This is a genomic window from Nocardia sp. NPDC004604 (genome assembly GCF_040609795.1).
Taxonomy (GTDB): Bacteria; Actinomycetota; Actinomycetes; order Mycobacteriales; family Mycobacteriaceae; genus Nocardia.
The window spans coordinates 1-20,933 of sequence record NZ_JBEXLC010000099.1 but is presented as its reverse complement, the minus strand read 5'-3'; the positions used below and the strand labels follow the sequence as shown (position 1 = coordinate 20,933).

The following is a 20,933-nucleotide window of genomic DNA, read 5'->3' as shown; positions in this document are numbered from 1 at the left end:
ATATGAAGGTGCCTACGGCCGAGTCCGTTATCGGACTCCGGTAGCGTGAGCTGGCATCTATCCGCCGATTCGGTTTGGAGCTTTCCCCGAAAATGACTGAACAGACCCCCAGTGGTGCTGGTGCCTCGTACGCCGCGTCCGGCGTGGACATCGAGGCAGGTGACCGCGCAGTCGAGTTGTTCGGACCATTGGCGAAGAAGGCCAGCCGACCCGAGGTCCAGGGTGGGCTCGGCGGATTCGCCGGACTGTTCGCACTGAAGAGTGGCTACCGCGAGCCGTTGCTCGCGGCCTCCACCGACGGGGTCGGCACCAAGATCGCGGTCGCGCAGGCGATGGACAAGCACGATACGGTCGGCCTCGACCTGGTCGCGATGGTCGTGGACGATCTGGTGGTCTGCGGTGCCGAACCACTGTTCCTGCAGGACTACATCGCCATCGGCAAGGTCGTCCCGGAGAAGGTGGCCGAGTTGGTCTCCGGCATCGCGGAGGGCTGTGTCCGTGCGGGCTGCGCGCTGCTCGGTGGCGAGACCGCCGAACATCCCGGCCTGATGGATCCCGATGACTACGACCTGTCGGCGACCGGTGTCGGCGTTGTCGAAGCCGATTCGGTGCTCGGTCCGGACCGGGTGCGCCCCGGCGATGTGGTGATCGCCATGGGCTCCTCGGGTCTGCACTCCAACGGCTACAGCCTGGCCCGCAAGGTGCTGCTCGATATCGACCGAATGTCGCTGACCGGGCACGTCGAGGAATTCGGCCGCACCCTCGGCGAGGAACTGCTCGAGCCGACCATGATCTACGCCAAGGACTGCCTTGCGCTGATCGCCGAAACCGATGTGCGCACCTTCGCCCACGTCACCGGTGGTGGCCTGGCCGCGAACCTGGCCAGGGTGCTGCCCGCGGGTATGGTCGCCGAACTGGACCGCGGCACTTGGAATCCGGCGCCGGTGTTCAAGATGATCGCCCAGCGCGGTCGGGTCGACCGGGTCGAGATGGAGAAGACCTTCAATATGGGCGTCGGCATGGTCGCCGTGGTGGCGCCCGAGGATGTCGACCGGGCCCTTGCCGTGCTGACCGCGCGGCATATCGCCTGCTGGACTCTGGGCACCGTCAAGAAGGCCAAGGACGCCGATGCGGTGCGCGCCGTGCTGGTGGGTGAGCACCCGCGTTTCTGATAGTCCTTGTCCGACAACAGAACACACATCAGCGTCCCGCATCGTTCGATGCGGGACGCTGATGTTGTTGCAAGCCCCGAGTGGCTAGTCCGGTAACGCGATGTCAAAGCCTGTAGGGGGAGGCCCGTCGGCCTCCCCCTTCAGACGTTTGAATTCGAGTCAGCGGCGCCAGTCGTTGTAGTCGTCGTCCTCATCCCAACGGTTTGAGGACTCGTCCGCGTCGTGCTCATCGGACAGCACACCACCACTCAGCTGGGAGGTGGGGCTACCCGAAAGCTCGCGCTGAAGGCTCGCGAAGTCAGTCGGCGCTGAGCTGTACTTCAGCTCGCGTGCGACTTTGGTCTGCTTTGCCTTAGCCCGGCCACGGCCCATGGCTGACCCCCTCGCGTCACTGCGGGGCGGCCTGGGGTTTGTTGGCGGCCCCGTTCGAATTAATACTCTTCCTGACAGACACTTTAGCGTGTGTCCGGCGGTCGCGCTTCCAGGAGTGGGGGAAGAACTCCCGAAGTGGTGCCGTTTGCCCGGTTGTCGCCGCCGGGCCGACCCCTCAGAGCACCCCGGGGATCGCTCGGATGACCCCGACTCTGGCACCGCCGCCGAGCACCGGCGGGGCCGCGAGTTCGGCGTGCGCATCGGACCACTCGACTCCCATGCGATGCAAAATGGCCAGCGTCAGGGGGATTCGCGCGCGGTCGTGACCGTCGGCGATCTTGTACGCGAACGCCGTTCCATCCGGTAGCGCGCCCGCGTGCACACCATCCGCACCGATCTTGCAGACCAGGCCGGGGGTCGCCCGCATGGTCAGCAGATCGGGTGCGTTGGTGCCGGAAATCACTCGTGGATATGCGCGGATCGCATCGGCGACCCGGCGCTGCGGCGAACCAGGGTCCGCGGTGGCCATATTCGCGTAGGCGCGGGCCAGATTCACCAGCGAGACCGGGATGATCGGCAGTCCGCAGCCGTCGATGCCGAGGTCGGTTTCGGGTTCACCGGTGAGGTCGGTAATGGTGGCGACCACCGATTGCTGCAGCGGATGCGTCTGGTCCAGATAGCCCTCGGTGGGCCAGCCATTGATGGCGCAGGTGGCGAGCATGGCCGCGTGCTTGCCGGAGCAGTTCATGTACACCCGGCGCGGTTCGGCGAATTCGCGCAGCGCCGTGGCCCGCGCGTCTTCGTCCTGCGGCAGATCGGGCGGGCATTGCAGGGCCGTCTCGTCGAAGCCGAACCGGTCGAGCAGGCGCTGGACCAGCGCAATGTGATCCGGTTCGCCGTAGTGCGAGGCGGTCGCGATGGCCAGTTCCGCTTCGTCGACCGGTTCGAAACCGTTGCGCAGCAGGGTGATCGCCTGCATGGGCTTATTGGTGGAGCGCGGGAAAATGGGGACGTGCACCTCGCCGAGGGCGAGGGTCGGTTCGCCGTCGGCGCCGAGGATCACCACCGACCCGCTGTGCACGCATTCGCGGAAGCCCGAGCGGACGACCTCGACGAGTTCGACGGTCATAGCTCGGCTCCTGTCGTCGCGGCGGCCGCGCGCTGCGTGTGGGCGCTTGCGTCATCGATCCGCTGCGCGCGGGCGCTTCCCACATTGACCTGCTCGCGTGTGCTTGCGTCGTCGATCCACTGCTCGGGGGCGCTTCCCACAATGACCTGCTCGGGGGCGCTCGCGTCATCGACCCGGTGCTCGGGGGCGCTTGCCGCATCGACCCGCTGCTCGCGGGCGCGGCGGGCATTCGCGTGGCGGCGGCCGTGCCGTTCGATCTGCATGCGCACATCGTCGGAGATGGTCGGCTCATCGGCGAGCAGGATCGCGAGCAGATCCGGATCGTCGCCGGTGAACAGGTCGCGGACGGTGATGCCGTGTTCGGGAGTGTGCACGATGCGCACCTCGTCACCGGCGCCGATCGTGCCCTCGGTGAGTACGCGCAGGTAGGCGCCGGTATCGCTCTGTAGCGTGAAGCGCTTGACCCAGTGGGCCGCACCGGACCAGTGCTGGAAGGTGGCGCAGGGCACACGCGGTGCGCTCACCTCGAGCAGCGCATCGCCGATCGCCCAGTGCGCGCCGATCACCGCATCGCTGACGGCGAGGCCGGATATGCGCAGGTTCTCGCCGAACCAGCCCGCGGGCAAGTCGCGGCCCAACTCCGCGCCCCAGCGTTGGGCGTCCTCCTCGGCATAGGCGTAGACGGCTTGGTGCACACCGCCGTGATGCTCGGTGTCGCACACATGGTCGCCGTCGAGGCCGAGTGTGCGCACGGCCACGCGGCCGGGGACCGGCCTCTTATCGATCGCGGTGCGACCCACCTTGCCCGGCACATCCAGTTCCGCGTGTACGACGCAGACCGCCAGCACTCGGGCGCAGTCGTCGGGCTGCATCAGCGGCCACGCAACCGGTCGACCGCGAGGCGACCCGCCTGGGGTTCGTCGTCGGCGGGTACCGAATCCGGATCGATGGCGGCGGCGGTCGGACCTGCGGTCAACTGGGTGTCCGCGGGGATGGTGCGTTTGACCAAAGCGAGTGCGATGGGCCCGAATTCGTAGTGGTCGACGACGGTGCCGAGTCGGCCGACGGCGCGACCGCCCGCGGTGACATCGATGCCGGTGGTCGGGCGTTCGTCGGCGGAACCGTCCAGGTGCAGCAGTACCAGGTGGCGCGGTGGTTTGCCGAGATTGTGCACCCGAGCCACCGTTTCCTGGCCGCGGTAGCAACCCTTGTCCAGGTGCACCGCGCCGTGCTCGTCGATGCCGCCGATCCAGCGGGCCTCGTGCGGGATGGTTCGTTCGTCGGTGTCCGAGCCGATCCTGGGACGCAGCGCCGCGACGCGCAGCGCCTCGAAGGCCCACATGCCAGCGGGTTCGGCGCCGGCGGCGGTGAGGCGGGCCCAGCGGTCGGCGAGTTGGTCGCGGGGGATCACCAGATCGAAGGAATCCGCGCTCGGCCACGGCATCCGGCGCAGGAAGCCGCCGTCCGGCAGCGGCACCGCTTCGTAGATGTCGGGCAGGGCGGCGATGCCGAGGGTTTCGGTCAGCTCATCCGCGCGCGGGCCGAGCAGGGTAAGCACCGCGTGGTCGGCGGCCTCGACCGGTTTCGCATCGGCCCAGAAGACCATCTTCGCCAGGAATTCCAGCAGTGCCGGTCCGCGCTCGGCCTCGGTATCGATCCACACCGTGCCGTCGAGGTCGGTGAGCACGAAGTGGTGCAGTATCCGTCCGTTGAGATCGAGGTCGAGACTTTCGGCCGAGCGGCCGTCGCCGAGGTTGGCGATGTGCTGGCTGGTAATGGTGTGCAGCCAGGTCAGCCGCTCGGCGCCGGTGATCTTCAGTACGAAGCGATGCGACCGGTCGACAATGGCAACCCGTTGTGCGGCGGCGCGCTGCTCGGTGAAGGGATCCCCGTAATGCCATGCGACGGCGGCATCCGGTGAACCGGCCGCTCCCGCAACGGCGCCCGGGACAGCGAGGATAGGACTGGGTGCGACGACCACGGACACGTGAACCACTCTAGGCGCGAACCGAAGGTGGTGGCGTGGGCGGGTGTTGCGCGAGGGGCGCAAACCGCATCGGTACCCAACTGTGTCATGGGGGCTTACAGAACTCGTTCATGATCTAGGCGCGGTCATCGAACACCGCCTACGCTCGACCCATGGTGGATCGAGTTCTTGTAACACTCGACGGCGCCGTCCAAGATCCGGACGCGCCGTTGTTGTTTGCCGACGACATCGGCGTGCTCCGCGGTGACGGCGTCTTCGAGTCGATTTTGGTTCGTGGCGGGACCGCGTGTGCGATCGAATTTCATCTAGGCCGGCTGCGGCGTTCGGCGCAGGCGCTCGATCTGCCCGAGCCCGAACTGGGGAAATGGCGAGACGCGGTCGAGACGGCGACGAAGGAATGGGGGACCGAGCGCGAGGGCCTACTGCGTTTGGTGCTCACCAGGGGCCGCGACACCGAGCAGGCGGCCCCGTCCAGCGTCACCTCGGGTGATCTCGCGGCCGCGGTGGCGGTGCCGACTTCCTATGTGCTCGTGCTCCCGGTACCGGAGCGGGTGCAGAAGGCGCGTACCGAGGGGGTCGCGGTGGTTTCGCTATCGCGCGGCATCTCGGTGGACCTGGCGCAAGCCGCGCCATGGCAGCTACTCGGTGCGAAGACGCTGTCCTATGCCACCAATATGGCGGCGCTGCGGTTCGCTCAGCGCATGGGCGCCGATGACGTGATCTTCACCAGCACGGAGAACCGGGTGCTGGAGGGACCGCGCTCAACGGTCGTCATCGCCAGGGACAACCACCTGATCACGCCGCCCGCGAAGAACGGTGTGCTGCCCGGGGTCACCCAGCGCGCGCTGTTCGCCGAGGCCGAGAAGGCAGGGTGGAAGTGCACCTATGAATCGTTGTTCACCGCCGATCTGCTGACCTGCGACAGCATTTGGCTGATGTCGAGCATTACCCTCGCGGCCCGGGTGAATTCGCTGGACGGACTGCGCATGATGGCGCCGGACAATGCGGCCGAGATCATCGAGTTGGTGGACCGAAGCGTGGAGCGGGCCGGGGCCATCGGCGATTGGTGAGTTCGACGGGCGGTGATCTTCGTCCTACTACGGCGTGTAGGAGTATGTGACGAGCTGGGAAAACGGGCCGTTGAGGGCGGTTGGCCTCGGTGTGTCGGGTCATAAGACCGCTTGATCGGCCCTTTTCCGGGCGTAGTCTTTACTACGTCATGTCGTAGATCGACAGGAGGTCGGTTTTGAGCGTCCTGGACTTATCCCGTTGGCAGTTCGGCATCACGACCGTCTATCACTTCATCTTCGTGCCATTGACGATCGGTCTGGCTCCGCTCGTGGCGGGCATGCAGACCGCTTGGGTGATCACCGGCAAGGACTACTGGTACCGGCTGACCAAATTCTTCGGGAAGCTGTTCCTGATCAACTTCGCGCTCGGTGTCGCAACCGGCATCGTGCAGGAGTTCCAGTTCGGTATGAACTGGAGCGAATACTCCCGTTTCGTCGGTGACGTCTTCGGCGCACCGCTCGCACTCGAGGCGCTCGTCGCGTTCTTTCTGGAGTCGACCTTCCTCGGTCTGTGGATCTTCGGTTGGACCCGGTTGCCCAAATTGCTGCACCTGGGCACGATTTGGCTCGTCGCGATCGGCGTGAACGCCTCCGCGTACTTCATCGTCGCGGCCAATTCGTTCATGCAGCATCCGGTCGGTGCCAAATACAACCCGGAGCGCGGCCGGGCCGAACTCACCAGCATCTGGGAAGTCCTGACGAATAACACGACGCTGGCGGCATTTCCGCATGTGATCGCCGGAGCCTTTCTCACCTCGGGCACCTTCGTCGTCGGCATCTGCGGCTGGTGGATGGTGCGCAATGCGCGCAGCGGTGACGAGACGAAAATCGCCGAGGCGCGCACGATGTGGCGTTCCGGCGGGCGCGCCGGCCTGTGGGTGATCGTGGTCGCCGGTGTCGCCCTGTTCTTCACCGGCGATGTGCAGGGCAAGCTCATGTTCGAACAGCAGCCGATGAAGATGGCCTCGGCGGAATCGCTGTGCAATACCGCGACCGATCCGGATTTCTCGGTACTGACCATCGGCACCCACAACAACTGCGACAGCGTGACGCACGTGCTCGAGGTGCCGTATGTGTTGCCGTACCTGGCCAAGGGCAAGTTCAGCGGGGTCACCCTGGACGGTGTCACCGATCTGCAGCAGGCGTACAACGCGAAATTCGGTCCGGGCGACTATCGGCCCAATCTGTTCGTCACCTACTGGTCCTTCCGCGCCATGATCGGCCTGTCGGCGGGGGCGATCCTGCTCTGGCTGGTCGGCCTGTGGCTGACCCGCGGCGGCCGGATCACCGATAAGCGCTGGTACTCGTGGCTGTGCCTGCTCGCCATCCCGACCCCGTTCCTGGCCAATAGCGCGGGCTGGGTCTTCACCGAAATGGGTAGGCAGCCTTGGGTTGTCGCGCCGAACCCGACCGGTGACCAACGGCTGCGGCTGATGGTGCAACAGGGCGTCTCCGACCACGTCTCGGGCACGGTGATCACCTCGCTGGTGGTCTTCACCCTGCTGTACGGCGCGCTCGCGGTGGTGTGGTTCTACCTGATGCGGCGCTACACCATCGCCGGACCGGAGGCCCCCGCGGCCGCCCGGCCCGAAGGTCGTGGGCCGGACGACACACAGGAAGGAGGCCGCCACCGTGCTGAAGACGTCGAGCAGCTTTCGTTCGCCTACTAAAGCGTGCCGAACAACTCGTTCGACACCACCCTTCTCGGGTGTCCCTCGCCATTGTCGGGCAAAGGTTCCTGCTTCAGCGAGCCCAGTTTCACCAGACCGGCAAGCGGACTGGCCAGCGCCGAGTTCTCCACAGGCTTTGTTGACCCGGCCTCCCGCTTGGAGGTCCGGAGCGCCGTTTCCGACGCACGACCACTGTACGGCGGGGCACCGACAAGTTTGTTCGAAATCTAGGAGCCGACGATGAATCTGCAACAGTTCTGGTTTCTGCTGATCGGCGTCCTGTTCACCGGCTACTTCGTGCTGGAGGGCTTCGACTTCGGGGTCGGCATGCTGATGCCGATTCTCGGCAAGGGCAGCGATACCCGACGGCGGGTGGTGCTCAATACGATCGGGCCGGTGTGGGACGGCAATGAGGTGTGGTTGCTGACCGCGGGCGGTGCGATGTTCGCTGCCTTTCCGGAGTGGTACGCGAGCCTGTTCTCCGGCTTCTATATCGCGCTGCTGCTGGTGCTCGTCGCGCTGATCGTGCGGGTCTGCGCCATCGAATACCGGAGCAAGATCGATGACCCGCGCTGGCGGGCCTGGTGCGATGCCGCGATCGGAATCGGCTCCTGGATACCGGCTTTGGCGTGGGGCTGGGTATTCGCCAATGTGGTGCACGGGGTGCCGCTGAACGAGAAGAAGCAGATCGCCGGTTCGGTATGGGATCTGCTCGGGCCGTACGCGCTGCTCGGCGGGCTGACGACCGGATTGCTGTTCGCGCTGCACGGTGCGGTCTTCCTGGTGCTGAAGACCGGCGGCGAGGTGCGCGACGATGCCGCGAAGACGGTGCGGTTGCTGCTGGTGCCGACGGCCGTCGTGGTCGGTGTATTCGGTGTGTGGACGCAGCTGGCCTACGGCTCCGGGTGGACCTGGATTCCCTTGGCGCTGGCCGTATTCGGACTGGTGCTCGCGGGTGCGGCGAGCTTCGCCGAACGCGATGGGTGGGCCTTCGTCGGCACCGCGGTCACCACCGCGGCGGCCACCGTGCTGCTGTTCGGGTCGCTGTATCCGAATGTGCTGCCCTCCACCATCAGCGACCTGTTCAACCTGACCATCGACAACGCCTCCTCGACGCCGTACACGCTGAAGGTGATGAGCTGGGCGGCCGTGATCGTCACGCCGGTGGTGCTCGGCTACCAGGGTTGGACATATTGGGTATTCCGCAAACGGATTACCGTCGAGCAGATTCCGGCGCCGATCGGTCTGCCGTTGGAAACCGGCAAGGACTGACCATGGCCCGCCCGCCCGTCGATCCCCGGCTGTGGAGGTACGCGCGCTCCGCCCGGCGCTACCTGGTGCTGAGTGTGGCGCTGTCGCTGGTGATCACGGGCTCGATCGTGGCTACCGCGGTCGCGGTGGCGCGGGTGCTGGCCGGGGTGATCACCGACCCCGGTCGGCGCTCCTTGGGCACGTGGACATTCGAGTTGATCGTGCTCACGGTCGCCATCGGCGGTCGGGTGCTGGCCACCTGGGTGCAGTCCCGGCTCGCGCACCGTGCGGGGGCGACGGTGGTGGCGGAACTGGAGACCGCCGTGCTGGCCGCCGGTGCCCGCTTGGCACCGCGCGAACTCGAAACTCGTCGAACCGAACTCGCGGTGGTGGTGAGCACCGGACTTACCGGGCTGCGGGCGTATCTCACCGGATATCTTCCCGCCTTGCTGCTCGCCTGTTCGGTACCTCCGATCGTGCTGGTGGTCATCGCATTCCACGATCCGATCTCCGGTGCCATCGCGGTGGTCACCCTGCCGCTGATCCCGATCTTCATGGTTCTCATCGGCCTGCTCACCCAGGGACGCGCCGAAGCCACCCTCGCCGCGACCACCCGACTATCGGATCAACTGCTCGACCTCTTCGCCGGTATGCCGACGCTGCGTGCGCTCGGCCGGGAAGGGGGCGTCGATGCCGCCGCGCCGAACGGTTCGCGGATGCGTTCGATGGAACACCGGGTGCGCGAGCTCGGCGATGCGTTGCGGCACCGCACCATGCGCGCACTGCGGATCGCGTTCCTGTCATCGATGGTGCTCGAGTTGCTCGCCACACTGAGCGTCGCGCTGATCGCGGTCTCGATCGGCCTGCGGCTGGTCTACGGCGAGATGAGCCTTTACGCCGGGCTGGTGGCGCTCATCCTGGCGCCGGAGGTGTATCTGCCGCTGCGGATGGTCGGTGAGCGTTTTCATGCGGCACAGGACGGCATGGCCGCCGCGGACAAAGCTTTCGCGGTCTTGGAGCCGGAATCCGCTGCTGTCGAGCGTGACTCGTCCCGAGCTGACGAGCTGGCCGAATCCATCGGTGGTGGTGACGCATCTGCCGTGCAGGCAGGCCGGTCCACCCGCGACGGTGAATCCGTCGAAAGCTCGCGGCATGCAGGAATTCACGGCGAGGGCACCGCGCCGATGGGGCCTGCCGGTGGCCGCGGTCCCGCTGCACCCACTGACGATGATGCTGCCTACGAATTCGCGGGGATTATCGAGGTACGCGATCTTGCGGTGCGTGCCAGAGACGGTTTCGCGCCCGCTGGGCTCACTGCGATGCTTCGTCCCACGGCAATGACCGTGCTGACCGGTCCGAACGGGAGCGGTAAATCGACTGCACTGCAAGCGATCCTGGGGTTGATCACCCCGGACCGGGGATCGGTGCTGCTGGACGGCACCGATGTGCGCGAACTGGATCAGGAACTCTGGTGGTCCAGGGTGGCCTGGCTGCCCCAGCGTCCGGTCCTGGTGCCGGGCACACTGCGCGAAAACCTCGAACTGCTCGGGACGCGCACGCCCGAGCACACCGTCAAGGGCGCGTCCCGAGTCATTGATGAACTCGAAGCCGCCTGTATTGCAACCGGATTCGACGCGGTCCTGGACGAGCTGCCACAGGGCTGGGACACGGTGGTCGGCGCGGGCGGCGTCGGCCTATCGCTGGGCCAGCGCCAACGCCTCGCCCTCACCAGGGTGCTCGCCGCCGACCGCCCCGTCCTGCTCCTGGACGAACCGACCGCGCATCTCGACCCTGCCAGTGAGGCCGCGGTCCTCACCGCCCTCCAGCAACGAGCCCGCGCGGGTGCCACCGTAATCGTCATCGGCCACCGCCCGTCCGTCCTCGCCGCCGCCGACCACATCGTTCGCGTCCAGGCCCGAACCACCGAACCACAGGCGGTACCGCGATGAGCCGACGAACACCGAACAGGTTGTGCTGGCGAACGTCGAGAGACCTCCGCCATGAGGTGGCGCAGCGGGCGGGCCGGGGACACCGCGGCTGGTCTGTCGAGGTGGTCGGCCGATGAGTATCGGAATGGGTGGCCAGGGAAGTGCGTCGGTGCCGAGCGAATCTGTGCACCGCACGGTCGTCGCGGATCTGCGCCGCATGTGGGCTCTGCTCGATTTGTCCCCGTGGCGGATCGCGGTGGCCATCGGCTGGGGTGTGCTCGCGCTCGGCAGCGGACTCGGACTGGCGGCACTGGCCGCGTGGTTGATCGCGCGCGCTTGGCAGATGCCTCCGGTCCTCGATCTGAGCGTCGCCGTCGTCGCCGTCCGCGCACTCGGCATCTCCCGCGGCCTCTGCCGCTACCTGGAACGCCTCGCCACCCATGACGTCGCCCTACGCGCGATGACAATGGCACGGACCACCGTCTATCGCACCCTCGCGCACTCCGATGTCTGGATGCGGCGCGCCATGCTCGGTGCGCGTTCGGACGGGCGGCGGGATTCAGGGACGGGCTCGGCGGGCGCCACCTCGTTGCGGCGCGGGGATCTCCTGGTTCGAATCGGCAGTGATATCGACGATCTCGGTGCGGTGGTGGTCCGGGTCTTCGTGCCGATCGCGGTCGCGATCGTGCTGTCGTCGGCGGCAATCGGGCTATTGGCCACCATTTCCATTGGTGCGGCGGCGATTCTGGCGGTATCGCTGGCCATTGCCGGGATCGTCGCGCCGTGGTTGTCAGGGTGGGCCGCGCGCGCGGCCGAGCGTGCGGTGCGCGCCGACCGTGCCGAATTCACCGCCCAGGCCCTCACCGTCCTCGACCACGCGGCCGAACTCCGCGTGGCGGGCAAATTGGACGCCGCGCTGGCGGCCGCGGAACGGGCCGGGCGGCGTGCGGTCGCCGCGGAGGATTCCGCGGCCGCACGCAGCGCCTGGGCCGCCGCTGCGACGCCACTGTCGACCGGAGTGAGCGTCCTCGGTGCCCTGCTGGTCGGCATTGCCAGTTACGGCCCGCACGGCGGCGATCCGGGCGCAATGACACCGATGGCCCTTACCGTCCTCGTCCTGCTCCCGCTTTCGGCCTTCGAAGCCGTCGCCGCCCTGCCCGCCGCGGCCCAATCCCTCACCACCGCCCGCGCTGCCCTGCACCGCCTGTCCGCCCTCATCCCCACTGCCCCCCGTTCGTCCGGCGACACCGACCTTCATGACGGAGATGCGCGAGATTCCCTGCCGACCGAGCGGACCGGTGGTGTCTCCGGCGGCGTGAGCGGAGACGGCCTGCCGGACCGATCCGATAGCCACGGTGCTCGCGCGGGCACCGGCAGTGCGCGAGATGTGTTGCCGGAGAATCTGCCCGGTCGCCCGGATGGGCGGCGGATCGCCGTTATCGGGCCCAGCGGTGCGGGGAAGACGACATTGCTGATGGCATGGGCCGGGTTGTTCGGTGTGCCCGAACCCGGGGTGACGTTCTTTGCCGAGGACGCACATATTTTCGGCACTACGGTGCTCGAGAACTTGCGAGTTGCGCGCGGGGATCTGACTGCGGCGGAGGCCGAAAAGGCTTTGCACGCGGTTGGTCTCGGGGAATGGGTGGCGTCGCTGCCGGACGGTGTAGATACCGATCTCGTGGGCGGTGCCGCGGCGGTGTCGGGCGGGCAGCGTCGTCGAATCCTGCTCGCGCGTGCGCTCATTTCGCCCGCGCGGGTGCTACTGCTCGACGAGCCGACCGAACATCTCGAGGCGGCGGCAGGTGCTCGGCTGCTGCGCGATCTGCTCGATATCGATAGCGGGCTGGTCGAACCCGACCGAATCGTGGTTGTCGTCACCCATCAGCTGCCGCCGGACCACCGCGCCGACGCGGTGCTGCACGTCGACGCATCGGGCCAGGTCACGATTGATTTTCCGGGCTCGGGACCGCGGCGGGCGGCCTGCGATTCCGCCAACCGAGAAATTCCGTTGCCGAGCCACTGACTCGTGGCTAGATTCGTTCGTACACAAGGAAGGAGGTGGTTCGAAGAATGTATGTTCATAGGACTCGTGAGGTGGCTGTCCGCTAGCGCCACCGCTGCAACGGATCTCCGTTCGCGCGAGCGCTGAGCGAATCCCAGGCAGCCACCCGGCCCCCGAGCTACCGGTCTTGTCCGACCGGGACCCATGCAGGCTTCACCGCCAGCAGGGTATGGCTCGGGGGCCGTTCCTTTTTCGGGACGATCGCACCAGGCGGTAGAGTCCGGCGACTGGTTCGATACGAGGGGTAGCTGATGCCATCGGAGGGACTCGCAGCAGTGGTCGGTCGCCGTATCAGTGCGATCCGCCGCATGTTCTACGTACACGGCACTGACGTCGACCGCACCGAAGGCCCCATCGAATTGACCTTCGACGACGGTTCGGTGCTGCTACTGGACGCCGGAACCGACGGCGAAGAACTCCGCGTCGCCACAACACCCTGGCGCGACCCCTTCGCGGGCCTCACCGAGCCCGAATACATCGACTACGTCGCGGAATCCGGAAAGTACACCGCCTTCGACGTCGGCGCGGAACCCCCGTACTCGGACCTGCTCGGCTGCCGAATCGCCGCCGTCGCCGAATCCCGCCTGCACGACGACCGCCTGCGCGCCGCCATCCTCGACGTGAACGGCTCCAAACTCGCCGTCGAAACCCTCGCCGACGAACTCCTGGTCACCTGGAACCCGATCTGATTCGCCGAAGATCAGCGTCCCGTTCCCGATCGATATCGACCTGACATCGATCGGGCAGCGCGGCTAACCGATGTAGCGCCCCAAACGGGCCGAGAGGCGGGGCTCCAACGGGCCGTCGGCAACGACCCGCTCCTCGACGTAAGCCAGGTCACCACCTTCGACAATGCCGTACAGGCGCTTGGCGCCGCCGACGACAATGCCGGACTGGCTGCGGATGACGACATCGGTGGCCAATTCCCAGGAGGACTGGGTCAGTGCGGTGCCGTAGAAGAGTTCGACGATCCCGGTGCTGTGGGTCAGCAGCAGTTCGATGACTTCGTCATCGCCGTCGATGCCGACGCGCCAGAAGCCGCTCTCGCGCAGATCCGGACCGCCATAGGAACCGTCGGATTCGATGACCCAGGAACGCGAGTCCCAGGACAGATAGTCACCACCGTCGTGGGAGACGATGATCTGCTGGCCGAAGCGGTAGTCGCCGCGTTCGGGATCGTTGCCCTCGCCCTCACCGCGCCACACGCCGACCATGGGCAGCAGCGCGAGCATCGATGAACTCAGATCCGGGCCGAGTCGCAGATTCGCGGTGTCCTCGGGTAGCGGCAGATCCGGAAGCACCGGAATATTGCGCACCCCGGTCGATTTCGCCCGCTCGGCCGCCTCGGCCACGGCCTCGTCGCCACTGCGGCGAGCCGACGGCTCGGCAGGACCGTTGCCGTTCATTTGTTCACTCGCTCGCTCGGCCGGGTTGGAACCTTCGCTCGCGAGTTCACTCATGATTCGGTGAACAGCCGGTAGAAGACGTACAGGCCGAACCAGCCGATCAGAACGGCCACGGCCACCAGCAGAATTTCGAAGAAGAGGACCACATTTGGAGTCTAACGAGTTGCGTCCCGACCAGCACAACGGCCCCGTTACTTCCTGGTGATCCAGGAAACAACGGGGCCGTTTGCGGTATTCGCTACTTGGCGACGGCCACGTCGACGGCGTGGATGCCCGCGCCCTCCGGACGGACCTCGGCCGAGCCATTGCCCGACGAGGAGAGCGCCCGCACGGTCCACGCGCCCGGCGCCGCGAAGAAGCGGAAATCGCCGGTGCCCGAGGCGACGACCTCGGCGGTGAAGTCACCGTTGCCGTCGAGCAGGCGCACGAACGCGCCGCCGACGGGCTGACCGTCCGAACTCAGCACACGGCCGGTGATGACCGTTTCCTTCTCGACGTCGACTCCGGCCGGAATGGCCTGGCCCTGGGTGGGTGCTGCGCACATGTGATTACTCTCCCAACTCGATCGGTGCACCGACGAGCGAGCCGTATTCGGTCCAGCTGCCGTCGTAGTTCTTGACATTCTGGTGGCCCAGCAGCTCCTGCAGCACGAACCAGGTGTGCGAGGAACGCTCGCCGATGCGGCAGTAGGCGATGGTGTCCTTGGACCCGTCCAGCCCGGCCTCGCCGTAGATCTCGGCCAGCTCGGCGTCGGACTTGAAGGTGCCGTCCTCGTTCGCGGCCTTGCTCCACGGCACGTTGATGGCGCCGGGGATGTGGCCGGGACGCTGGCTCTGCTCCTGCGGCAGGTGCGCGGGCGCCAGGATCTTGCCGGAGAACTCGTCAGGGGAGCGCACGTCGACCAGGTTCTTGGCGCCGATGGCGGCGATGACCTCGTCACGGAAGGCACGGATGGTCAGGTCGGGGGCGGCGGCCTTGTACTGGGTGGCAGGGCGAACCACGGCCTCGCGGGACAGCGGACGACCGTCGAGCTCCCACTTCTTGCGGCCGCCGTCGACCAGCTTGACGTTGTTGTGGCCGTACAACTTGAAGTACCAGTAGGCGTACGCAGCGAACCAGTTGTTGTTGCCGCCGTAGAGCACGACCTCGTCGTCGTTCGCGATGCCGCGCGCCGAGAGCAGATCGGAGAACTGCTCCTGGTTCACGAAGTCGCGACGAACCTGATCCTGCAGGTCCTTCTTCCAGTCGAGCCGGACGGCACCCTCGATGTGACCGCCGTCATAGGCGGAGGTGTCCTCATCGACCTCGACGAAGACGATGCCGGGGGCGTTGAGGTTCTCTTCGGCCCAGTCAACAGAGACCAGGACATCGGAGCGGGCCATGTTGTTCCTTTCGGGATGGTGACTTGCAGGGTCAGTTCGCCGGGGACGGGTTCCGGCGGAGGCGGGCGACCAGCGGATAGATCCGGCAGCCCAGGCAGATCCCGAACGCCGCATTCAAGAACGCCGCGAACAGGGCGAAGCCGACGAAAACCGCGCCGACGACGGTAGAACCCGCCAGGAAACCCAGCAGGCCGACGGCACTGAAGACCAGGCCGAGTAATTGGGCGAACCGCAGCGGGGCCACGGGTTCGGTTTCGACGGTCGGACCGATGCGCGGCGCAATGAACGACGCGAAGATCCGGCCGTAGGGGTGCCGCCGCGGTCCATTGGCCGCGCCGATCGCGAAGACCACGGCCTGCAGACCGATGAGCACCGCGGCGACCGGCGTTGAAACGGCGGCGGCGAGCAGGACCAGGACCAGCACGCCGGTGGTCACCCAGGCGGCGAACCGCGGCCCGCGAACATCTACAACGGGAATTCCGGTTTCAACGATTGTGTTTCGAGAAATCGTGGACATTGTGCGTACTCCTGCGCTGAATGGTGCTGTTGGCGGGAAAAATGCCAGTTCGTCGGGGGGATCGAGAGATCACTCGCACGACGGACGCAGGTCGGCATCAGAATTCTGACGGAGCCGACCGCTCAGCCACACAGGCAGCAACAACCACCGAGGCGACACAGATCAACTGTGCGGCGTCGGGTGAGCATCAGCTCGTGGTTGGCTTGCACGCAGAGGAGTTTACCTGGTTCCGACGGAGAATTGGACCCGGGGTCGGTCACAGTTGCTATGAACCCTTGTCACGCCCGGTTTTTCCACCGTCAGTAGCTATCCGCCGATGTTTATCCGACGGTCAGCGGTGCCAGTGCGGTCCGCAGATCGGCGGACTTGGGGACGCCGGAGATCCGGAATCGTTCCCGCCCTTCGACATCGAAGACAAAGGTGGTCGGCAGCGAGAGCACGTTGAGTTCCTTGGCCAGCGCGGGCTCGGCATCGATATCGATCTCGATATCCAGCGGCGGGCGCGGCGATCCGGCCAGATCCTCGGTCACCCCCGCGACCACCTTGCGCACGGCGGCGCACGGTCCGCACCAGTCGGCGGAGAAGTGCAGCACCGCAGGACCGGAACTGTCGACCCCAACCGAGGTCAGCAGTTCGGTGCGTGCCGATTCCGCGGTCGTCTCGGTCTCGCTCGCGCGCATTTTGCCGTCGCGCCGTCGCAATGCAAAGCCGACCGCGATCGCGGCCGAAATCATCACCAGCAGAATTGTGATTTGAATCATGGTCGACGCAATCTGTCCAGATCGATGGTCACGTTCTCGGCCTTACCCTCGATGACGATCTGCCCACCCGTTGCATAAACCTTGGTCGGCCGCAGCCCGAACGGCAGTTCGTTGGTATCGATGGTGCGGGTGAACTGCTCGAGTATCTTCGGGCGTTCGGCATCGGTGACGACCGCGGTCGTCGTGACGTCGCCCGTGCCGCGGTAGATACTGGTCGCGATGATCTTGATCTGATCGCCGTCGACCCGCAGGTCCGCCGTCACGCTCACATTGTCACCGCCGAGCGGTGCACCGGGCTTGCTCGGCGTCTTGCCCGGCATGGTGCCGGCGAGCAGGAGCTGACCCCCGGTGGTCATTCCGGATCCGCCCGACCCGCCCGTTCCGTCGGATTTGTCCCCCGGTGCCGAATGCACTTGCAGGTCGGGGATTTTGAACAGGCGACCGAGTTCGGTGGGCTCGAGCCGCATCGATCCCTCGACCCGATCCACCGGTACCGCACGCACATTCCCGTCGGTGAGATCGCCGACCGAAAGGTGTGCGCCGGTCAGCATCGCTCCGACCGAAATCTCACCCGGGATATCGGGACGCATGACGTGCGCGCGGACTTCGACACTCTGGTACCGGCCGCCGAACGCCTGGGTAAGAAATGGGAACCCATAAATGATCACGTCGGGATCCGCACTGAGATCGGCACCGACGCGCAGCGCGCGTGACACGCGGTACTCCGAGTAGGCGGCGACGCCGAAATCGATGACTACCGCCAGTCCTGCGAGGCACAGCAGCCCGATAATCAGCTTCCGCATGCAGGCCACAGTAATAGCAGGGCCGGTCGTGGGCCGTCGCCAGCCCGGGCCAGATGGGGCAGTGGTCTACTCGGCGGTACGTTTCGGGTATCGAATGTCGCCCTCGAGGTGCCACACTGACCCCGGATGGCGAGGTCATCGGTGTTTACGCGCTAATCTTGCATCCGAATTACCTGTGATCAGCGACGTGGCCCCGGCGGTGTGGCTGTTGCCCGGAGCTATGAGATGGGAGGAGGGCTTGTGGAGCTGCTCCTGCTGACCTCCGACCCCAACCCCGAGTCGGTACTGCCCGCTCTGTCGCTGCTGGCGCACAATGTGCGCCCGGCGCCGACCGAGGTGGCGTCCCTGCTGGAGGCGGGGACCGCGGATGTCGCGCTTGTCGACGCGCGTACCGATCTGGCCGCGGCCCGCGGCCTGTGCCGACTGCTCGGCAGCACCGGTTCCTCGGTGCCGGTGGTCGCCGTGCTCACCGAGGGCGGGCTGGTCGCCGTCAATGCCGACTGGGGCCTGGACGACATCCTGCTGCCCGGCACCGGACCGGCCGAATTGGACGCCCGACTGCGGCTGCTGGTCGGCCGCAACGGCGGTGTGGCGAGCCCGGAGAACACCGGCAAGATCACCCTCGGTGAACTGGTGATCGATGAGGGCACCTACACGGCGCGGCTGCGCGGTCGCCCGCTCGACCTCACCTATAAGGAATTCGAACTCCTCAAATACCTCGCGCAGCACGCGGGCCGGGTCTTCACCCGCGCCCAGCTGCTGCAGGAGGTCTGGGGCTATGACTTCTTCGGTGGCACCCGCACGGTCGATGTGCACGTGCGACGCCTGCGCGCCAAACTCGGCAGCGAATACGAATCGCTGATCGGCACCGTTCGCAATGTCGGCTACAAGGCCGTCCGCCCCGCCCGCGCCGCCAGCAAAGGCGAGTCCGTCACCTTCCCCGACGACGAAGCCGCCGAGGGCACCGATGGCTCCCAGTCGGTGACGGTCAACGGCTCCGTTCAATAGCGGACGATCGGAATTACCTACCGGGCTCGCGCGTTCGCTGCGGTGACGGGGCGGTACGACGAGGGAGACGTGACTCATGGGTGAGACGACACTGCGGTGGAGCCAGCGGCTCGACGCCGAGGCGGCGCGCGCGGTGCGCGAACTGCTCGCGCGGGCGGCCGCGGCCGATGGTGTCGCGCCGGTCTCCGAACAGGCGGTGCTCTCGCTGACCGCGGCCGATTCCGAGGTCGAGCACTTGGTCGCGGTGCGTGACGATGTCATCGCCGGTTACGCGAATCTCGTTGCGGCACATGGCGAACACCCCGCAATGGCGGAGGTCGCCGTCGATCCCGCCGCCCGCGGCAATGGCATCGGGGCGGAATTGGTCAGCGCCGCATTGGAAAGGGGCGGACCGGGAGCTCGGGTGTGGGCGCACGGTGATCGGCCCGCAGCCAAGGCGCTCGCGACCCGACTCGGACTGCGCACCGCACGCGAGCTTTGGCAGATGCGGCGCACATTGGCAACACCAGAGCTACCCGAGTTGGCGGTACCGGATGGCATTGCGCTGCGGACCTACGAAGGCCCGGCCGACGATGCCGAACTACTGCGCGTCAACAGCGCGGCCTTCGCCTGGCATCCGGAGCAGGGTGGCTGGACCGAACGCGATATCGAGGTGCGGCGCGCGGAGTCCTGGTTCGACCCGAAAGGGCTGCTCATCGCGGTGGATCCGGCCGATCCGGACCGCGTCCTCGGATTCCATTGGACCAAAGTGCATTACGAACAGAGCCCGCCGATCGGCGAGGTCTATGTGGTCGGTATCGATCCGGTCGCGCAGGGTCGGGGGCTGGGCCGTCTGCTCACCCTCGCTGGCCTGCACTACCTGCGGGAACGGGATCTCGCGGAGGTGCTGCTCTACACCGAGGCGGATAACGCCGCGGCGGTGCACACCTACACTCGACTCGGCTTCGCTCCGGCACACATCGACGTCGCGTATTCGGCCCGTGACTGAATAACAAGCGGCTCGCCGGGGTTACTCGAGTAACACTGGGGCAAATGTCACACAAAACGTGCCTGATCGCGCCGGGGTGTTCACCCTGTGTTCACTCAGCTTGGTCCAACTGTCAACCGAGCGACCTTACGTTACATACGGGCGGCGCAGTTGCCGCCTGGTGCGCAAGTTCCCCGCGAACGGCACCACGAAACCCGCCCGGGCCGGTGAGGGACCGGGCGTGTCGAACGCGATTCCCGGAGGAATAGTGAACCTCAAGCGCAGCAGCGCCATGATCGGTGTGCTGGCGGCCGTCGCCATGCCCCTGGCCGCCTGTGGCAGTGATGACAACTCGACCAGCGGCGACAGCAGCAACGTCGCCAAGGTCGACGTCGCCTGCGGTGGCAAGAAGGCCCTCAAGGCCAGCGGCTCCTCGGCGCAGAAGAACGCCATGGAGCGCTTCATCGCCGCCTACGAGGGCAACTGCAGCGGCCAGACCCTGAACTACACCTCCAGCGGTTCGGGCGCCGGTGTCAACGAATTCCTCGGTGGCCAGACCGATTTCGCCGGTTCCGACTCGCCGCTGAGCGACAAGAAGGGTGAGCCCGCCAAGGCGCAGGAGCGCTGCGGTGCCCCGGCTTGGAACCTGCCGACCGTCTTCGGCCCCATCGCGGTCACCTACAACATCGACGGCGTGAGCGACCTCGTGCTCGACGGCCCGACCCTGGCCAAGGTCTTCACCGGCGCCATCACCTCCTGGGATGCCCCCGAGGTCAAGGCACTGAACCCGAAGGCCACCCTGCCGTCCGGCCCCATCGCGGTGATCTTCCGTTCCGACGAGTCGGGCACCACCGACAACTTCCAGCTCTACCTCGACGCCGCCTCCGACGGCGCGTGGGGCAAGGGCGCCGGCAAGACCTTCAACGGCGGTGTCGGTGAGGGCGCCAAGGGCAACGAGGGCACCTCGGCCGCCATCAAGAGCACCAAGAACTCGATCACCTACAACGAGTGGTCCTTCGCCAAGGCGCAGAACCTGGCGATCGCGCAGATCGTCACCTCGGCCTCCAAGGACCCGGTCAAGCTGACCCCGGAGTCCGCGGCCAAGGCCGTCGACAGCGTGAAGATCAAGGGTGAGGGCAACGACCTGGTGCTCGACACCTCGTCGTTCTACAAGCCGACCGCGGCCGGTGCCTACCCGATCATCCTGCCGACGTACGAGATCGTCTGCTCGAAGTACGCCGACGCCGACACCTCCAAGGCGGTCAAGGCATTCCTGACCTCGGCCGTCAACAACGGCCAGAAGGGTCTGGACACCGCGGGCTACGTCTCGATCCCGGACAAGTTCAAGACCAAGCTGACCACCGCCATCGCCGCCATCAACTGATAGCCGCCACGCCATGACCGTGCACCCTGAGGTGACCGCCGCGGGCCAGTCGGACTCGACTGGC

General features: G+C 66.5%; 19 protein-coding genes and 1 pseudogene. 10 read left to right on the top strand and 10 right to left on the bottom strand.

Annotation, left to right across the window (positions count from 1 at the left end):
• Positions 1-92 precede the first annotated feature (92 nt).
• A complete protein-coding gene (purM, locus tag ABZW16_RS29860) occupies positions 93-1,172 on the top strand; it encodes a phosphoribosylformylglycinamidine cyclo-ligase (protein ID WP_354959408.1) in 1,080 nt (359 codons plus the stop codon).
• A 159-nt stretch (positions 1,173-1,331) separates the two neighbouring features.
• Here purM and ABZW16_RS29855 read toward each other — a convergent pair whose 3' ends face one another.
• The 4 genes and pseudogenes from ABZW16_RS29855 to ABZW16_RS29840 form a co-directional block, all read right to left on the bottom strand.
• Positions 1,332-1,544: a DUF3073 domain-containing protein gene (locus ABZW16_RS29855; RefSeq protein WP_354959407.1), complete on the bottom strand. Its 213-nt coding sequence runs from the start codon at positions 1,542-1,544 to the stop codon at positions 1,332-1,334.
• A 175-nt stretch (positions 1,545-1,719) separates the two neighbouring features.
• Positions 1,720-2,673: an asparaginase gene (locus ABZW16_RS29850; RefSeq protein WP_354959406.1), complete on the bottom strand. Its 954-nt coding sequence runs from the start codon at positions 2,671-2,673 to the stop codon at positions 1,720-1,722.
• Between the two features lie 314 nt (positions 2,674-2,987).
• Positions 2,988-3,545, bottom strand: a pseudogene (locus ABZW16_RS29845) (MOSC domain-containing protein); the annotation flags it as partial.
• Positions 3,545-4,660: a folate-binding protein gene (locus ABZW16_RS29840; RefSeq protein WP_354959405.1), complete on the bottom strand. Its 1,116-nt coding sequence runs from the start codon at positions 4,658-4,660 to the stop codon at positions 3,545-3,547. The gene ABZW16_RS29840 and the pseudogene ABZW16_RS29845, both read right to left, overlap by 1 nt.
• A gap of 152 nt (positions 4,661-4,812) precedes the next feature.
• On the opposite strand from ABZW16_RS29840, the gene ABZW16_RS29835 reads away from it, so the two are divergent.
• From ABZW16_RS29835 to ABZW16_RS29810, 6 genes are all read left to right on the top strand, one after another.
• Complete coding sequence (locus ABZW16_RS29835) at positions 4,813-5,730, top strand: aminodeoxychorismate lyase (RefSeq protein WP_354959404.1); 918 nt, start codon at positions 4,813-4,815, stop codon at positions 5,728-5,730.
• Between the two features lie 176 nt (positions 5,731-5,906).
• Positions 5,907-7,400: a cytochrome ubiquinol oxidase subunit I gene (locus tag ABZW16_RS29830; protein ID WP_354959403.1), complete on the top strand. Its 1,494-nt coding sequence runs from the start codon at positions 5,907-5,909 to the stop codon at positions 7,398-7,400.
• A gap of 240 nt (positions 7,401-7,640) precedes the next feature.
• On the top strand, positions 7,641-8,672 hold the full coding sequence (cydB, locus tag ABZW16_RS29825) for a cytochrome d ubiquinol oxidase subunit II (RefSeq protein ID WP_354959402.1): 1,032 nt from the start codon (positions 7,641-7,643) through the stop codon (positions 8,670-8,672).
• A gap of 2 nt (positions 8,673-8,674) precedes the next feature.
• A complete protein-coding gene (gene cydD, locus ABZW16_RS29820; protein WP_354959401.1) occupies positions 8,675-10,600 on the top strand; it encodes a thiol reductant ABC exporter subunit CydD in 1,926 nt (641 codons plus the stop codon).
• Positions 10,601-10,796: 196 nt separating this feature from the next.
• Positions 10,797-12,602: a thiol reductant ABC exporter subunit CydC gene (cydC, locus tag ABZW16_RS29815; RefSeq protein WP_354959416.1), complete on the top strand. Its 1,806-nt coding sequence runs from the start codon at positions 10,797-10,799 to the stop codon at positions 12,600-12,602.
• Positions 12,603-12,892: 290 nt separating this feature from the next.
• On the top strand, positions 12,893-13,330 hold the full coding sequence (locus tag ABZW16_RS29810) for a hypothetical protein (RefSeq protein ID WP_354959400.1): 438 nt from the start codon (positions 12,893-12,895) through the stop codon (positions 13,328-13,330).
• Positions 13,331-13,393: 63 nt separating this feature from the next.
• On the opposite strand, the gene ABZW16_RS29805 is transcribed toward ABZW16_RS29810, so the two are convergent.
• The 6 genes from ABZW16_RS29805 to ABZW16_RS29780 all read right to left on the bottom strand — a co-directional run bounded on the left by ABZW16_RS29805 (position 13,394) and on the right by ABZW16_RS29780 (position 17,510).
• Entirely contained in the window at positions 13,394-14,101 is a 708-nt protein-coding gene (locus ABZW16_RS29805) for an FABP family protein (protein ID WP_354959399.1), read from the bottom strand.
• Between the two features lie 184 nt (positions 14,102-14,285).
• Positions 14,286-14,591: a DUF1416 domain-containing protein gene (locus tag ABZW16_RS29800; RefSeq protein ID WP_354959398.1), complete on the bottom strand. Its 306-nt coding sequence runs from the start codon at positions 14,589-14,591 to the stop codon at positions 14,286-14,288.
• Between the two features lie 4 nt (positions 14,592-14,595).
• Positions 14,596-15,429, bottom strand: coding sequence for a sulfurtransferase (locus ABZW16_RS29795; RefSeq protein ID WP_354959397.1), 834 nt, complete (start codon positions 15,427-15,429; stop codon positions 14,596-14,598).
• A 31-nt stretch (positions 15,430-15,460) separates the two neighbouring features.
• The gene (locus tag ABZW16_RS29790) at positions 15,461-15,946 is read right to left on the bottom strand and encodes a DUF4395 domain-containing protein (RefSeq protein WP_354959396.1); all 486 of its coding nucleotides are present in this window, start codon (positions 15,944-15,946) and stop codon (positions 15,461-15,463) included.
• A 320-nt stretch (positions 15,947-16,266) separates the two neighbouring features.
• Entirely contained in the window at positions 16,267-16,707 is a 441-nt protein-coding gene (locus ABZW16_RS29785; protein WP_354959395.1) for a thioredoxin family protein, read from the bottom strand.
• A complete protein-coding gene (locus ABZW16_RS29780) occupies positions 16,704-17,510 on the bottom strand; it encodes an LmeA family phospholipid-binding protein (protein ID WP_354959394.1) in 807 nt (268 codons plus the stop codon). The genes ABZW16_RS29785 and ABZW16_RS29780 overlap by 4 nt, the downstream gene beginning before the upstream one ends.
• Positions 17,511-17,750: 240 nt before the next feature.
• On the opposite strand from ABZW16_RS29780, the gene ABZW16_RS29775 reads away from it, so the two are divergent.
• The 3 genes from ABZW16_RS29775 to pstS all read left to right on the top strand — a co-directional run bounded on the left by ABZW16_RS29775 (position 17,751) and on the right by pstS (position 20,869).
• The gene (locus ABZW16_RS29775; RefSeq protein WP_354959393.1) at positions 17,751-18,518 is read left to right on the top strand and encodes a response regulator transcription factor; all 768 of its coding nucleotides are present in this window, start codon (positions 17,751-17,753) and stop codon (positions 18,516-18,518) included.
• Positions 18,519-18,594: 76 nt separating this feature from the next.
• On the top strand, positions 18,595-19,506 hold the full coding sequence (gene mshD, locus ABZW16_RS29770; RefSeq protein ID WP_354959392.1) for a mycothiol synthase: 912 nt from the start codon (positions 18,595-18,597) through the stop codon (positions 19,504-19,506).
• Between the two features lie 247 nt (positions 19,507-19,753).
• The gene (gene pstS, locus ABZW16_RS29765; RefSeq protein WP_354959391.1) at positions 19,754-20,869 is read left to right on the top strand and encodes a phosphate ABC transporter substrate-binding protein PstS; all 1,116 of its coding nucleotides are present in this window, start codon (positions 19,754-19,756) and stop codon (positions 20,867-20,869) included.
• Positions 20,870-20,933: the final 64 nt, after the last annotated feature.

Coding starts and splice junctions, on each gene's coding strand:
- mshD (WP_354959392.1), top strand. CDS start 18,595: ATGGGTGAGACGACACTGCGGTGGAGCCAGCGGCTCGACGCCGAGGCG.
- ABZW16_RS29785 (WP_354959395.1), bottom strand. CDS start 16,707: ATGATTCAAATCACAATTCTGCTGGTGATGATTTCGGCCGCGATCGCG.
- ABZW16_RS29850 (WP_354959406.1), bottom strand. CDS start 2,673: ATGACCGTCGAACTCGTCGAGGTCGTCCGCTCGGGCTTCCGCGAATGC.
- cydC (WP_354959416.1), top strand. CDS start 10,797: ATGTGGGCTCTGCTCGATTTGTCCCCGTGGCGGATCGCGGTGGCCATC.
- ABZW16_RS29855 (WP_354959407.1), bottom strand. CDS start 1,544: ATGGGCCGTGGCCGGGCTAAGGCAAAGCAGACCAAAGTCGCACGCGAG.
- ABZW16_RS29795 (WP_354959397.1), bottom strand. CDS start 15,429: ATGGCCCGCTCCGATGTCCTGGTCTCTGTTGACTGGGCCGAAGAGAAC.
- purM (WP_354959408.1), top strand. CDS start 93: ATGACTGAACAGACCCCCAGTGGTGCTGGTGCCTCGTACGCCGCGTCC.
- ABZW16_RS29790 (WP_354959396.1), bottom strand. CDS start 15,946: ATGTCCACGATTTCTCGAAACACAATCGTTGAAACCGGAATTCCCGTT.
- cydB (WP_354959402.1), top strand. CDS start 7,641: ATGAATCTGCAACAGTTCTGGTTTCTGCTGATCGGCGTCCTGTTCACC.
- ABZW16_RS29780 (WP_354959394.1), bottom strand. CDS start 17,510: ATGCGGAAGCTGATTATCGGGCTGCTGTGCCTCGCAGGACTGGCGGTA.
- ABZW16_RS29805 (WP_354959399.1), bottom strand. CDS start 14,101: ATGAGTGAACTCGCGAGCGAAGGTTCCAACCCGGCCGAGCGAGCGAGT.
- ABZW16_RS29800 (WP_354959398.1), bottom strand. CDS start 14,591: ATGTGCGCAGCACCCACCCAGGGCCAGGCCATTCCGGCCGGAGTCGAC.
- cydD (WP_354959401.1), top strand. CDS start 8,675: ATGGCCCGCCCGCCCGTCGATCCCCGGCTGTGGAGGTACGCGCGCTCC.
- ABZW16_RS29810 (WP_354959400.1), top strand. CDS start 12,893: ATGCCATCGGAGGGACTCGCAGCAGTGGTCGGTCGCCGTATCAGTGCG.
- ABZW16_RS29835 (WP_354959404.1), top strand. CDS start 4,813: ATGGTGGATCGAGTTCTTGTAACACTCGACGGCGCCGTCCAAGATCCG.